This is a genomic window from Burkholderia stabilis, assembly GCF_001742165.1.
GTDB classification, from domain to species: domain Bacteria; phylum Pseudomonadota; class Gammaproteobacteria; order Burkholderiales; family Burkholderiaceae; genus Burkholderia; species Burkholderia stabilis.
In genome coordinates this window covers 934602-948973 of record NZ_CP016444.1, presented here as the reverse complement: position 1 = coordinate 948973, position 14372 = coordinate 934602, and the positions used below count along the sequence as shown (strand labels likewise).

Annotated in this window: 8 protein-coding genes and 1 pseudogene; 5 read left to right on the top strand and 4 right to left on the bottom strand. The window is 65.1% G+C overall.

Features of this window, described 5'->3' with window-relative positions; all coding sequences use genetic code 11:
• Window positions 1-12: 12 nt before the first annotated feature.
• The gene (locus tag BBJ41_RS36725; protein WP_069751178.1) at window positions 13-1479 is read right to left on the bottom strand and encodes a M81 family metallopeptidase; all 1467 of its coding nucleotides are present in this window, start codon (window positions 1477-1479) and stop codon (window positions 13-15) included.
• Window positions 1480-1605: 126 nt separating this feature from the next.
• Complete coding sequence (locus BBJ41_RS36720; RefSeq protein WP_069751177.1) at window positions 1606-2598, bottom strand: ATP-binding protein; 993 nt, start codon at window positions 2596-2598, stop codon at window positions 1606-1608.
• A 383-nt stretch (window positions 2599-2981) separates the two neighbouring features.
• Here BBJ41_RS36720 and BBJ41_RS36715 point away from each other — a divergent pair, with 383 nt between their 5' ends.
• The 3 genes from BBJ41_RS36715 (at window position 2982) to BBJ41_RS36705 (ending at window position 8739) form a co-directional block, all read left to right on the top strand.
• Complete coding sequence (locus tag BBJ41_RS36715) at window positions 2982-5240, top strand: TonB-dependent receptor (protein WP_236872215.1); 2259 nt, start codon at window positions 2982-2984, stop codon at window positions 5238-5240.
• A 19-nt stretch (window positions 5241-5259) separates the two neighbouring features.
• On the top strand, window positions 5260-6903 hold the full coding sequence (locus tag BBJ41_RS36710) for a serine hydrolase domain-containing protein (protein WP_069751176.1): 1644 nt from the start codon (window positions 5260-5262) through the stop codon (window positions 6901-6903).
• A 417-nt stretch (window positions 6904-7320) separates the two neighbouring features.
• Complete coding sequence (locus tag BBJ41_RS36705; RefSeq protein ID WP_083282140.1) at window positions 7321-8739, top strand: glycosyltransferase family 9 protein; 1419 nt, start codon at window positions 7321-7323, stop codon at window positions 8737-8739.
• A 45-nt stretch (window positions 8740-8784) separates the two neighbouring features.
• Here BBJ41_RS36705 and BBJ41_RS42050 read toward each other — a convergent pair.
• Both BBJ41_RS42050 and BBJ41_RS36695 read right to left on the bottom strand, forming a co-directional pair.
• A pseudogene (locus BBJ41_RS42050) lies at window positions 8785-8988 on the bottom strand (ABC transporter substrate-binding protein); the annotation flags it as partial.
• Between the two features lie 368 nt (window positions 8989-9356).
• Complete coding sequence (locus tag BBJ41_RS36695) at window positions 9357-10316, bottom strand: alpha/beta hydrolase (RefSeq protein ID WP_069751173.1); 960 nt, start codon at window positions 10314-10316, stop codon at window positions 9357-9359.
• A 193-nt stretch (window positions 10317-10509) separates the two neighbouring features.
• Here BBJ41_RS36695 and BBJ41_RS36690 point away from each other — a divergent pair, with 193 nt between their 5' ends.
• Together BBJ41_RS36690 and BBJ41_RS36685 are read left to right on the top strand one after the other, a co-directional pair.
• Window positions 10510-12906 (top strand): ATP-binding protein, encoded by a 2397-nt coding sequence (locus tag BBJ41_RS36690; RefSeq protein WP_069751172.1) that lies wholly within the window; start codon window positions 10510-10512, stop codon window positions 12904-12906.
• Between the two features lie 123 nt (window positions 12907-13029).
• Window positions 13030-14343: an acetyl-CoA hydrolase/transferase family protein gene (locus BBJ41_RS36685; protein WP_197680908.1), complete on the top strand. Its 1314-nt coding sequence runs from the start codon at window positions 13030-13032 to the stop codon at window positions 14341-14343.
• Window positions 14344-14372: the final 29 nt, after the last annotated feature.

The window sequence follows — 14372 nt, the reverse complement described above, 5'->3', positions numbered from 1 at the left end:
GCCGGCGGGTTTTCACATCGCCGACGCAAACGGATTCGACACGCGCGGCCAATAGTCGAGATCACGATGTCGATAGTCCAGGTTGGCAAAATCCATCGTGAGCGCACCTGGCGCAGCGATATGAAATATGGCCTCGGCGCGCGGCGCGAAATCGGTCTGAAAATGCTGCGTCGATTTCACAATCACCAGCTTCTTGCCGGCAAAGTCGATGCCGAGGCCGGTGAATGCGTCCACGCCCAGCACCTGGGTGCGAACCGATATCAGCGCGAGGTCCAGCCCGTTGTCCGCTTCGACCCACACCGCCCGGCCCAGCGGCTGCTCGAGACCCATGATGCTTTGCGTATGCCGCTCGACCACGCTGCGCACGGTGACGCGCAGGTCGATCGGGTCCCCGGAATACACGCTGCATTTACCGCCAATGCGCAGATTCAGCGTTGCCCCGACACCCGCGTCCTTGCAAATCTGAATGGCGCCGAGATCCCAGAAGCACCCGATCGCCACGTTGGCAATCCGTCGCTCGACCACGCGACGCAGAATGAACGTGCTATCGCACGGCGCACCACCGCCGGGGTTGTCCGCGACATCCGCCAGGACGACCGGGCCGCCCTCGACCGCCAGCGCGCGATCCAGCCCGGAATCGATATCGAGCCATGCGGGGCGGGTCGCGTCACGCAGTTCCCAGAACTCGCGCGCCAGTTGCGCCGCCAGCGCTTCGGCCTTGGCGAGATCGTTGTCCGTCACCACCCAGAGTTTCGCGCCGGCTTCCGGCACGTCGCCCCACGGGAACCCATGGCCGAGCGACACCGATAGCACGCCGTCGTGTCCTTCAAGCGACTGCATCCGCCGGACGAACCCCGCCATCGGTTCGCTGGTGGTGTGCCACGCACCGACCATCCGGCAGTCGAACACGCCGATCGTCGGACGGATGCGTCCGGCAGCCATATCGAGCGCCAACCGATAAGCCTCGCGCGCCCGATCGATGGCGTCGATATGCGGATACTCCTTGTAAGCGATCAAGACATCCGCCGATGCCTTCATCCGTTGCGTGAAATGACAGTGCGGGTCGAGCGTGACCGAGATGGGAACGCCGGGTCCGACAATGGCGCGAACGCCGGCGAGCAGATCGCCTTCACAATCGTCGTAACCCTCCGCCACCATCGCGCCGTGCAGCAGCAGAATCACGGCATCCAGCGGCAAGGCTGCCTTGACGCCATCGAGAATTTCATCTCTCAGGGATTCGTAGACCGCACGAATCGTGCGGCCGGACGGCTGGGCTTCGGCACACAGACCTTCAACGATTTCGTGACCGTCGCCCTCCGCGAGGCGCCGCACTTCCGCGAGCACATGGCCGATGCCTTCAGGCTCGCGCAAACTCGCGTCGCCGCGAAAGATCGTGCTCTCTTCGAAGCCGCCCCAACCGGTGGGGCACGGGGCGAATGTATTGGTTTCGGTCGAAAGCTGAGCCGTGTATATCTTCATGAGGAGGTCTGCCGAATGGGATTGAAGGGCGTGAAACGACTATAAGCACGCGCTATTTCCGCTTTGTGAGCAATGTGTATCAAGCGTGAAACAGAGCTGCGCCAACGATCGATCCGCCCGCTTACCCTATCTGCGCGGCAACGTGACCTGTGCCACCAGCCCGCCTTCCGTACCGTTGCGCAGCACCAGTTCCCCACCGTGGCGCTTCACGACGTCGTTCGCAATGGCAAGGCCAAGCCCTGTCCCGCCCGTGTTCTTGTTGCGGGAGCTTTCCACCCGGTAGAACGGCTCCAGGGCCCGCTCCAGTTGCGACTCCGGGATGCCCGGGCCGTGATCGGCAATCTGGATACGCACGCACGACGGCGCGTCGAACAGACGAATGTGCGCGTCTTCGCCGTATCGAATCGCGTTGGCAACCAGATTCGTCAGGCAGCGCTTGAGGCCGAGCGGTTGCGCCGATATCGGCGGCACCTCGCCGCTGATCGTCACCTTCTGGCCGTTTTCGGCTGCGTCTTCCGCTATTGCATCCACCAGTGCATTGATATCGACCGGACTGAACGCCTCGACCACCTCTTCATTGCGCAGGAACGACAAGGTGGCCTCCAGCAGCTGTGTCATCTCGTCGATATCGGCTCTGAGTCGCTCACTCAATTCGACATCCTGAGCAGAACGAAGGCGCAGCGTCATACGCGTCAGCGGGGTGCGCAAATCGTGCGACACGGCCGCCAGAAAGCGGTTTCGCTCACTCATTTGCCGCCGCAGCGACGCCTGCATCGTGTTGAACACGCTGGCAGCCTGACGCGCCTCGACAGGGCCGATTTCCTCGATCGGCGGCGCATCGATATTCCTCGACAGTTCTGCGGCCCCGACGGCTAACGAGCGGAACGGCGCGGCCAGCATGCGCGCGCCGATCCAGGACGAGATCAGCGCGGGCATCACCTGGATCATCACCGCGGCGCACCACTGCAACGATGCGCTCATTCCGGGAGGCGGTTTGAAGGGAGCGGTGCTGTAGAGCTTGAAGAGCAGCAGGCCGGCACTGATCTGCATCACGAGGATGATCGAGATCATCACGAAAAACAGGCGATAGAAAGCTGAATCGAAGCGGGGTTTTTGCATGGTCGTGGCCGACGGCGAGCGATGGCTTCAATTATCACCCGTGAATGTAGGGCCTATGTGAGTCCTTTATTTCAAACCCGAAACAAGTCTCCGTCTCGGGCCCGCCGCGTCTGCCTGCCTGGCCGCCCTTCACCGTCGCCGATCGTTTGTATCAGCGACGATACAAACGCCACATGAACCAGAAATAACCGGCACTTACCGTTCACCCTGAGTTGCGCTACCGAGCATCGCTTTCAGTAGATGGCAAAACCAGGAGGAGACAATGGTGAAGATGAAAAACCGAACGAAGCACACGGCGGTTTCGGCAACGCTGCCGCTGCGGCACGGCGTGCGTTACGCCCCCCCTCTTCGTCGGACCGGTATTCGGATTGGCATCGTTGGGCGTGCATGCGCAGGAACAAGCGCAAGCGCCAATGCAGGCTCAGCAGATCGCCGCGCCTGAAGCGGCGTCCGCTGCGACGCCCGCCACTGCGCCCGGCACCGCGGTGCCGAATACCCCTCCAGCCGAGATGTCGAAAGCGCAAGGCAAAGGCGGCGCGACGCTCAATACCGTTGTGGTGACCGCGGCACGCCGACGTGAACCGGCTCGCGAAGTACCCATGCAGGTCAATGTGCTTTCCGCCGACGAACTGCAGAAGAGCGGCGCGAAAACGATGTCCGACTACCTGTCCGCGGAGCCGGGTGTCGACTTGAACGCCAGTGGCGGCAGCGGGTCCGGTCAGGTCAGTATCCGCGGCGTGACGACAGGTATTCAGACGGGGCCGACGGTCGGCATGTACATCGACGACGTCGCGTTCGGCGGCAGCACCCTGTTCTCCCAAAGTGCAACGTTCGCGCTCGACATGAGCCTGCTCGACCTCAACCACGTTGAAATCCTGCGAGGTCCGCAAGGCACGCTGTATGGCGCAGGCGCGATGGGCGGTTTGCTGAAATACGTGACCAACGAACCGGACTCGGGGCAGTTTTCCGGACAAGTCGGCACCGGTGTGTCGGGGACGGCGCATGGCGGTGTGAGCGGTACGGCCAACGCAGCGTTGAATATCCCGCTGAAGACCGACGTTGCTGCGCTGCGCGTCTCCGTCTTCGGACAGCACGATGGCGGTTATGTCGACGCAGTGGGCCCCGAGGCGGGCTCCCACATCGATCGCGGCGACACCTACGGTGCCCGCGCGTCGTTGCTGCTGACGCCGACCAGAGATTTGACGGTCCGGTTGACCGCGGTCTCGCAAAACATCAATCGCAACGACCCGAACTACGTCGAATACGGCACCAACGGGCAGTCGGTTTGGGGCGACCTGACAACGCAACAGTTCGCCGCACAACCCTTTCATCAGAACATTCAACTCTATTCGGCCGGAGTCGAATACGAACTCGGCTGGGCGCGCCTGAACTCGATCACGTCGTATCAAAGGATCAACTCGAGCGCGCCACAAGACCTGACCGGCGTATATGGGCCGCTGTTTGCCGCCCAGGGGCTGAACCTGGGTTCGGTGGTAGCCAAGGACGTGGCCACCACGAACAAGTTCACCCAGGAGCTTCGCCTGACCTCGCCGGGCAACCAGCGACTCGAGTGGCTAGCCGGACTCTTCTATACGCACGAGCGCAGCAATTTGAACGAGGGCTTTCTGACGACGTTGCCCGATGGCTCGCCCGGCCCGAACCTGTCGGAGATCCAGGCGCCCAGCACGTACAACGAGTACGCGGCCTATGGCGACCTGACTTATCACCTCACGCCGCGCCTCTCGTTGACCGGCGGCGTCCGGATCGCCCACAACACCCAGACCTATGAACAGACGACCTCCGGCACGCTCGCCGGCCCGACACAGACCGTCTCGGCGCCGTCGTCGGACACCAGCAAGACCTACATGTTCACCGCGCGCTATGCGCTGACCCCCAACAGCAATGCGTATGTCCGCATCGCCAGCGGATACCGGCCTGGCGGCCCGAATGCACTGCTGATCGATCCACTCACCGGCATACGCGCGTCGGGCAGCCCGACCTTCGCGCCCGACACGCTGTGGAGCTATGAGGCGGGCTACAAGGCCGACCTGCTCGACAAGCGGCTCTCGCTGGAGACGTCCGTCTACGACATCGAGTGGAAAAATATCCAGCAGCTCGGCACCGTCGATGGCGTCAATCAGGTCATCAACGCCGGCAATGCGCGCATCAAGGGCCTCGAGTTTTCCGGCACGTTTCGTCCCGGCCCGCACTGGAACTTCAGCGCGAACCTGTCGCTCATCGACGCCAGCCTGACGACCGGCAATGCCAGCGCGGGTACGACAGCGGGGCAGCCACTGCCGAACTCGGCCAAGTTCTCCGCGACGTTCTCGGGCACCTATCTGTTCACCGCACAAGGGTATCCGTCGTATGCGGGTATCACCCAACGATTCGTCGGCCGACGTCATAGCGGGTTCGACGCCAGCTCGGGCCGGCCGGACTACCCGCTGCCAGGCTACGCGATCACGGATTTGCAAGCGGGCGTGGACTTCAGGAAGTTCAGCCTGGCGTTCTACGTTCGCAACCTGTTCGACCGTCGCGCGTTGATCGCGGCCGGGACTTCGCTGATGCCGCTGGGCGGTCCGGCGCTCGTCAGCGTGATTCAGCCGCGTACGATCGGCGCGGCGCTCACGGTTCCGTTCTAAACAATATGGATAACTTGAAATGAAACAAGAATCGCACGATATCGCCCAGCAACTGGATACCCTGTTCGAACGTTTCAACAAGTGCGATGAACCCGGCCTCGTCGTGGCCGTGGCACATCGAGGCGAAATCCTCTACCGGCGAGGCTTCGGCATGGCAAGCCTGGAGCACGGTGTCGCCAATTCCCCGGCCACACGCTTGCGCATCGGCTCGACGAGCAAACACTTCACCTGCCTCGCCGCACTCCTGCTCGCCGAAGACGGCAAGCTCGACATCGACGCCGGGATTCGCACGTACCTGCCTGAACTGCCGCTGCTGGCGGGCGATCCCAGCTTGCGCCAACTGATGACGCATACGGGAGGTTACCGTTGCTATCTCGACCTGACGCTGCTCGCGCAAGGCGTGGCGACGCTGCCGCGTGGCGGCGCGCTGGCTGCGGAAGTCCGGCAACGCGACGTCAATTTCCCGCCGGGCGAACGGATGATCTACTGCAACGGCGGATATCACCTGCTGTCGCTCGCGATCGAACGGGTCAGCGGAATCCCCTTCGAGACCTTCCTGAAGGAACGCATCTTCGATGTGATGGGCATGGTCGACACGGAGTCGGTCGCCGACGACATGCGAATCCGCCCGCGCATGGCGACCCAGCATGTGCCCGATGGAAAAGGCGGATTCATGCGCGGCCTCTTTCCCACGTGGGAAGTGCTCGGTGAAGGCGGGATCGTATCGACGGTCGACGACATGCTGCTCTGGCTCGCGCATCTGCGCGGCCCCAAGCGGCTCGGCAGCGAAGCAAGCTGGCGCCAGATGCTGACCAAACCGCACTATTCGAGCGGTGCGGAAGGCGTCTACGCGCTCGGGCTGATGCGCACGCCGCATCGCGACGTGGAGGTGCTGCACCACGCCGGCGGTGTGTTCGGCGGCGCCTGTCAGATGTTGACCGTGGCAAAGCAGGCACTGGACGTCATCATTCTCACCAACGGCGCGGCAGCCAATCCGGTTGAACTGGCTACGCAGGTCGTCGATATCGTTCTGGGCGATGCGATACTGGGCGCGAAGCCTGCCGCGCCCCTGCAGACCGCCGGTCACGAAACCCTGCTCGGCAAGTACCACTCGCGTGCGTCCGGGACGTTATGCGTGATCGACGATCACGACGGGCAGGTGAACGCGATCTTCCATAACGTCAAACAGATGCCCCAGCCGCTCATCGAGACGGCAGCCGGGTTGCGGGTTGACGACGGGGCAGGCGGAGCGTTGCTGATCAAACCTCGCGCGCCGACAGCAGAGGCACGTGTGACGGCGCTCGAGCTGGTGGACTGCGGTCATGCGGAGACGCTCGAGCGCTTACCCGATCACGCACCGTCATTCTCCGATGCGTCGGCGGGTCTGGCGGGTACGTATCACGGTCACGATGCCGCGGCACGTGCGACGATCGCCGTGACGAACGGCGAACTCACCATGACCATGGACGGCGTTGCAGGCAGTGTCGGCTATCGGCTGGAGCCGGTAGCCGACGACATTTTCACGTTCGCGCCTGTCGGCCAGTTGGCCGTCATGCACGGCGTCTTGACGGTGGAGCGCTCGGGTAACGAGGTGACGCGCTTTCGCATCGACACGGCGCGCACGCGCAACCTGAACTTCGAGCGTGAGGTGTGTGGTTCATAGGCACAGTGTCGCTGCCTGATGCACCGTTTTTGTTGCGTGGCGGGGTGCGCGGTTCAGGCTGGCAGCCCCGTCGGATGCGCCCGGCACGCAGCAGCGTCGCCGGGTGGCCGGCGGCCAGCTACCGGCGCGGCGGGACCGCCAGCGGCGACAACTGGCCCAGGGTGCCCGGATGCTGCACGATGAAGTCGGTGGCCGCCTCCGTCCGCCGAAACCCGTCAAACGCCTGACGGGTTTGCTACACTGCCTGACGTTCACGAGATTCGCGAACCGGGTAACGCAGGCCTTCGTCGAAAACGATCCACGCCGGGGGCAAGCCGATGTCGGCATGCCGACATTCATCCATCGCACCCAGGCAAGGTCGCCTGCGTGACGCGATGCCACGAACATCACCCGAGGTTCTTCGCAATCGCACAGCCCATGACCCCAGACAATCCGGTTGCCGAGGTGCAGCGGCTCGTACAGTGCGGCGCCATTGACGAAGCCCGGCGCTTGCTCGAAAACCTGAGCGACACGGATGGCGCCAGCGCGCAATACTTCCACGCCTGTGCGCAGTTCCACTACTTGCTCGGCGAATTCGAAGAAGCAGTCGACCGCTGCCTGACCGTCACGCAGCGCGCGCCGGGATACGCGAACCACCGGCTGATCTTTTTCCACGCCTGTGCGCACCTCGGCCGAATCGACCTGATCGATGCGCAATTCGACGCGCTCGTGCAGGGTCTCGACGAGTGGGATCGTCAACGGGTCCTGCTCGAAGCCTTGTACATCTCCGGCCGCGACGACGAGGTCATTGCAAGATCCGCGTCGTATCAGGCGGCACATGAGGCAGGCACGATCCCTCACGCCACGGCGATTCAGTTGCGCAAAAGTCGCAGCACGTCGCTCATGCGCGCGCACGGCATTTCCGCCGGCATCGGCGAATACGCATCCAGCTTTACGAGCCGGCCGGCCGTGTCGGAGGTGTACGGCGTCAACGATCCCGGTTACTGGTGCGGCGACACGCCGCTGCCGCGCGTGCTGCGCTACGTCCGTGGCGGCGGTTTCGGCGACTGGGTCCAGTTCCTCCGCTATCGCGCGCTGCTCGCACAGGTCGGCACCGAACTCGTCTGTCACGAACCGTGGCCATGCCCGGACGTCAATCCGGCCTGGTTGAACGACTATCGCGACGTCGGCGCCGGCGATCTGCTGAAGCCGCTCGTCGGCAACGCTCCGCTCGATGAAATGTGGGCAACGCCGTTCTCGCTGTTCACCGCGATGTTCCCGCTCGCCGGCTACCTGCCGGCGCAACGCGCGATGGTCGAATCGGCGCCGTCGCCCGAACTTGCCGAGCAAGTGGAACGCATCCGCCGCGCTGCGCGCGGCCGTCCGTGCTGTGCGCTGTTCTGGTCGTCGAACGAATCCGCTCACGGGGATTTTGCGTGGAAGAGTCTGCGGCTGCAGCAGATACGTCCGCTGCTGGAAAACCAGGATATTCACTGGATCGTCTTCCAGCGCGGCCTCGAAATGCAGCGATGGCTCGCCGACGATTTGTCGCAGACGGCAACCAACATCGACTCGACGACCGATCTGCATTCGCTGGCCGTGCTGCTGTCCGCGGCAGCGGATCTGGTCATCAGCATCGACAGCGGCCCGTTGCATCTCGCCGCCAGCCTCGACCTGCCGACGATCCTGCTGTCGCCGCTCCACGGCGATTGGCGCTACGAACGGCTGCCGACGTCGACGCCGTGGTATCCCGGGGTGCGTATCGTCCGGCAACCGGCGATCGGCGCGTGGGATGCAACGGTCGCCGATGCGCAATGGGTACTCGACGGCTGGTGCCGTACCGGAAGGTTTTCGTGAGCAGCGCCTTCGCCGGCTCATGCGGACGTACCCGCACCGACAGCCTCACGCCGAAGCAAGCAGCGCGTTGAACGACGTATCCCAGAGCGGCGCGACATTGGCCGGGCCGTCCAGCACGCCGATCCGGACGAATACATCGGCGACCTGCTGATGCTGCGCCACCACGTCGGGCGTCACCGGCAACAACGCGTAGTCTTCGCTGCGCTGGTCGAACATCGCGACGAGATCGGCAGCGTAAACATCCGTTTCTTCCCCGTGCAACAGCGCAAAGACCGCTTTGACGTCGTGCTCGTTAGCCGCCGTGCCGATATCTGCGCAATGCCCTATTCCCATGGCCAGTCGCGCGCAGTACCGCCCGGGCTGACCGGGCGATGCAACCCGGGGGGCGTGGTGCTTCTGACGGCGAGGCGGCGGCAGGGACAACTCAGGCGTCGAAGTCCGGCCCTACCTCGCGCGCATCCGCCGCGCAGTGGCTGCCGGTCCGACCCGGGTGCGTCAGGATCTTGTCGATCAGCCCCGGCCATCCGGCTCGACTCCTCTCGGCCAAACCCCGCCCACCCCCGCGAGAGAACAGGCCGAACCCGCCTCTCGGCAGCGATTTTTCATTCGAACGTCGGTCAGTTCGTGTCGTGTTCGACAGGCCAGGAGATCTCGGTGCGCGGATCATGCCCTCGCACTGCGTAGCAGGAACGCACGAAACTGCGGTAGGCGTCGACGATGCCGGTGCCATGCGTTTCACCCCGGATCACCTCGGCCGTCGCGCGCAGTCCCGGCAACGGAGTACGGCGGATACGGTCGACGAGCGCCAGGTAGTGCTGCGAGAGGTCCCGGTAGAGGGCGAACTCGCTGCTCGTCTCGCTGTCGTTGATCGTCAGGTGCAGCCGGGGCGGCAAGGTGCGGTCGCCCTCGGCGAGGCGGCGATCGTAGCGCCGGAACACTTCACTCTCCGCCGACAGTATGCCGGGACTGCTCGCTCCGATCACGGTGAACAGCGGGCTGGCCGTCGCGAACGCGTACATGGCGAAGAGGCCGCCGTAGGAGTAGCCGAACAGGCCGACGTCATCGGCATCCACCCGCCAGCGCTCGGCGATCCGGGGGTGCAGTTCGCGCTCGATGAAGGCGAGGAACCGATCGCCGGCGGAGTGGCTGAGATCGGCGAGGATCGCGGCGTACTTCTCCTCGCTCAGTGTTCCCCGCTCGACGCGTGGGCGCAGATGCGCCGCCATCTGATGAGGGAACGGCTCGTCCGGCGGCACGAGGTCACGGTTGCGCACCTTCAGGAAGTTTCTCGCGTCATCGCCCAGGTATCCGATCGTCACCTGGATGAATGGCCGGATCGGGCTGGTCTCGTGCATCATCATCAGCGAGCCAGTGGGGGCGGTGATCGCAAGTTGCGTGTTGCCGTCCGCGACGTAGAGTACGGGCAGGGCTGCGTCTCCCGCGCCGTATCCCGGCGGTACCGTTACCCAGACCGCAAAGGCGCCGCCGACGATCTCCGAGCGCAGGGTAAACGATCGTGTGGTTGCGATCACCTCGCGCAACTCCGGCTGCCAAGATTCAAGCGTGGGTACTATCATTCGATACTCCTTTCGTCACTTCCCATGAGAGAGACCCGTACGCTGCTGGATCTCGGCTACGAGCATCTCGCAATATAAAGCATTCTACCTAGTGTTAGATAGATGACGACTTGCCGTTTACCCACTGGCCGCATGAAGCAACGGATGCGGCATCCGCACCGACACCTGCAGCGCCGCCGGCGCCGGAGCGAGCATGCGTTCGCCTGACCAGGGCAACCTGCCGGCCGATGTGTCGAGCTTCATCGGTCGCACCGCCGAGCTTGAGAAGGTGCGCACGCTGCTGGTCTCGACTCGCCTGCTGACCCTGATTGGCTCTGGCGGGGTCGGCAAGACCCGCCTTGCCAGGCAGATCGCCGCCGAGCACCGGCACGTCTTTCGCGACGGCGTTTGGTTCGTCGATCTCACGGATATCACCGATGGCGACCTGCTCCCATCGGTGATCGGATCGAGGCTCGGCCTCTTTCACACCCCGACCGAGACCGCCGGGGACCTCGCCGAGCACCTGCCCGGAGAGCACATGCTGCTCGTCGTCGACAACTGCGAGCACCTGATCGAGCCGGTCGCCCTACTGCTGCACGATCTGCTTGCGGCCGCACCCGAGCTTCGCGTGCTCACGACAAGTCGGCAGGTGCTAGGCGTGCCCGGGGAACGCGTGCTCCCGATACCACCGCTTGCAGCACCGCCGGCCGATGAAACGATGGCGAACCGCGATGATCCTGCTCCCGCGGGGGCAGGATCCCCAGCAATCCCGGACTCGGTCTTGCTGTTCGCGGACCGCGCGGCGGCGGCGCTGCCCGGGTTCGCCATCGACCACTCCAACCGGGATCTGCTGTACCGGATCTGCCATCGCCTGGAGGGGATTCCCCTGGCGATCGAGCTCGCGGCAGCGCGGCTGCGTGCCTTCTCGCTCGAAATGATTCTCGAGCGACTCGACGGCTCCCTCCGGGCACTCGCAAGCACGCTTCGAACGACGCCCGAGCGTCATCGCACCCTCGAGTCGACGGTGGCCTGGAGCTACGCGTTGTGCTCCGCGCCCGAGCAGGTGCTGTGGGCGCGTCTCTCGGTGTTCGCCGACGGCTTCACCGTCGATGCGGCAGAGGACGTCTGCAGCGGCGGGCCGATCGTGCGCGAGCAGATCTTCGATCTGCTCACCGGGCTGGTCGACAAGTCCATCCTGACCCGCGAGGGAGGCCCGGGCGGTGGAACGTCACGGCTGAAAATGCTCGGCCTGCTTCGCGAATTCGGGATTCAGCGGTTGCGGGAAGCCGGCGAGGAAGCGCAGTTCAGGCAGCATCACCTCGACTACTTCAGAACGCTGGCCGGGCGCGGCGAGACAGCGTACTTCAGCCCCCGCGAGATGGAGTGGGCGCGGCGCGTACGCGAAGAGCACGCGAACCTTCGAGCGGCTGCCGAGTACTGCAGCGCCGAACTGCACGATTACGCGTCGGTGATGGCGATCGTCGCGCCCCTCCAGCTTTACCGGGTCGGCGCGAGCTACGTCGTCGAGGAGCACCGCTGGCTCGCCGCTGCGCTCGAGCATGACCGCGCCCCGAGCGAGACCCGCGCACGCGCGCTCGTCGCGTGCAGCTATGCGGCGTCGCTCATGGGCAACGGCGACGAAGCCGAGCAGCGCGCGCGCGAGGCTGCCGACCTCGCCGATGCCCTGGAGTTGCCCGGCGTTGCGGCGGACGCCGCGTGCGGCATCGCGCGCGCAAGCTTTCACGGCGGAGATCGCGCTCGCACGCTCCGGCTCTCCGAAGCAGCGGTCGCCCTCTGCACCGCCTCGGGCAATCTCGCGGGCGCTTGCGACGCGCTTTACCGCGCAGCGGTCACCGCACTAGGCATGCACGACGAGCGCGCCGCCGAATTCGCCCGCGCGTCTCTTGCGCTCGCGCAAGAGCACGGATCTCCGTACCGCATCGCGAGCGGGCTGTGGATCGACGGCTTCTGCCTTTGGCGCACCGGCGATCAGCAACTCGCCTCGGCCCGCCTGCGGGAGGCGCTGCCCCTCTACGAAGCTCGCGGTTTCGTAGAGGGCATCGCAATGTGCTGCGAAGGATTGGCGCTGACCGCCGCCGCACTCGGACAGGCCGAGCACGCGGCGACCCTGAAGGGGGCCGCCCACGCCGCGTGGCGCAGAGCCGCGGCGCCGTTTCCGCAGGCCGTCGTGCGCAGTCTCGGCACCGACACCGTCGACGCGCAGATCCGGACGGCACTCGGCGAGGCGCGCTATCGCGCCGCATTCGATCACGGTGCCGCGTTCTCGGTGGCCGACGCGGCTCGCTATGCCATCGGCGACGCACCTGAGCTTGCTGCCGAGCCCGCACCCGGCCTCATCCCGACAGAAGCGCTCGCGCCCCGGCCGGCCGACGCCGCCAAAGCACTGATTGCCGAGGGACTCACCCGGCGCGAGGCCGAAGTCGCGGCCCTCATCGCCGAGGGGCTCAGCAACCGGCAGATCGCGGAGCGACTCGTGATCGCCCAGCGTACCGCCGAGGGGCACGTGGAGCGCATCCTCGCCAAGCTCGGCTTCCGATCCCGCGCAAAGGTGGCCGCGTGGGTCGCCAAGCGGCAGCGCACACACGAATAAGCATCGGGGAACGATTCAGGTATTTCTCCCCTCGTGCGTCGCCAGGCGGCACGCATACACGTATGAACTCGGGGAGCGATTCAGGTATTTCTCCCGGCGCGCGCGGCAACACGCATGGATAACATGACATCCATGATCGCTCCGACGCACGCACCCATGACCGCACCAACGCACGCCTCCTCCGAATTCTCGCTGGCCGATTATCTGCGACCGAACGACACCGTGCTGGTCGGTCAGGCTGCTGCCGAGCCGCACGAACTAGTCGCACAACTCATCAACGCATCGCAGCAGATCGCGAATCTCACCGTGGTATGCGGGTACGCGCTCTCAGACGACTGGAAGCGCGTGACGCGCGGCAAGCCGCGAGTGGCCACCTACTCCGCGCATGGCCCGCTGCGTAGCCTGGCGCGCTCGGGCGAGATCGACATTCTTCCCAACCACTACAGCCACTTCGAGCGGCTCGTCACCACTGGCGCATTTCAGCCGGATGTGATCCTGCTGCAGTTGCCCCCGGCCGACCCGGACGGATACCACAGCTTCGGCACCTCCGTCGATTACGTCGCGAAGGCCGCGCAGGCAGCTCCGGCAGCCGCACCAGCAGGAACCGCTGACCGTCCCGGCCCCGTCATCATCGCCGAGATCAACGAGAACATGCCCTCGACACGCACGAAGTGGCGATTGCACCGCTCGCAGATCACCGCGTGGTTCGCGACAGATCGACCGCTGGAGGGCACCCCCGCCCGCGCACTTTCGGACATCGACCACGCGATCGCGCGTAACGTCGCATCCGTCGTGCCCGACGGCGCCTCGATACAGCTCGGCATCGGCGCACTGGCGACGGCGATCGGCCGCGCACTCCGCGAGCACCGCGAGCTGCGCGTACGATCCGGCCTCGTCGGAGACTGGCTGCTCGACCTCGATGCGTCGGGGGCACTGGCGAGTGGTGAAGACGCCTGCGTTGCGGGCATGGCACTCGGCAGCGCCGAGCTCTACGAATTCGTCGCGCGACACGACCGGATCCGCTTCGTGCCCATCACCGATCTGACGGCGTCAGAGGCCGTCGCGTCGTGCAATCCCTTCATCGCGGTGAACTCCGCCCTCGAAGTCGACCTGCTCGGGCAGGTCAATTCTGAAGTCGTCGGCGGCCAGTACATCGGTGCGCTCGGCAGCCAGGTCGACACCTTCCGCGCGACCCGCATCGCGTCATCAGGCCTTGCGATCGTTGCAATGCCGGCGCGCGGCCCCAAAGGCGGCCCCCAGATCGTCTCCACGCTCAGCGGACCCGTCACCTCGTTGCAGAGCGACATCGACATGGTGATCACCGAATACGGCGTCGCCGACCTGCAGGGCACCACCGTCGCGGAACGCGCGGAGCGCCTGATCGGGATTGCCGCCCCCGAACATCGCGACGCGCTGCGCGAGGCGCGCCGATCCTGACCGCCGGCCACGCACCAGCGCACACCAAG

Coding starts and splice junctions, on each gene's coding strand:
- BBJ41_RS36725 (WP_069751178.1), bottom strand. CDS start 1,479: ATGAAGATATACACGGCTCAGCTTTCGACCGAAACCAATACATTCGCC.
- BBJ41_RS36720 (WP_069751177.1), bottom strand. CDS start 2,598: ATGCAAAAACCCCGCTTCGATTCAGCTTTCTATCGCCTGTTTTTCGTG.
- BBJ41_RS36710 (WP_069751176.1), top strand. CDS start 5,260: ATGAAACAAGAATCGCACGATATCGCCCAGCAACTGGATACCCTGTTC.
- BBJ41_RS36705 (WP_083282140.1), top strand. CDS start 7,321: ATGACCCCAGACAATCCGGTTGCCGAGGTGCAGCGGCTCGTACAGTGC.
- BBJ41_RS36695 (WP_069751173.1), bottom strand. CDS start 10,316: ATGATAGTACCCACGCTTGAATCTTGGCAGCCGGAGTTGCGCGAGGTG.
- BBJ41_RS36690 (WP_069751172.1), top strand. CDS start 10,510: ATGCGTTCGCCTGACCAGGGCAACCTGCCGGCCGATGTGTCGAGCTTC.
- BBJ41_RS36685 (WP_197680908.1), top strand. CDS start 13,030: ATGACATCCATGATCGCTCCGACGCACGCACCCATGACCGCACCAACG.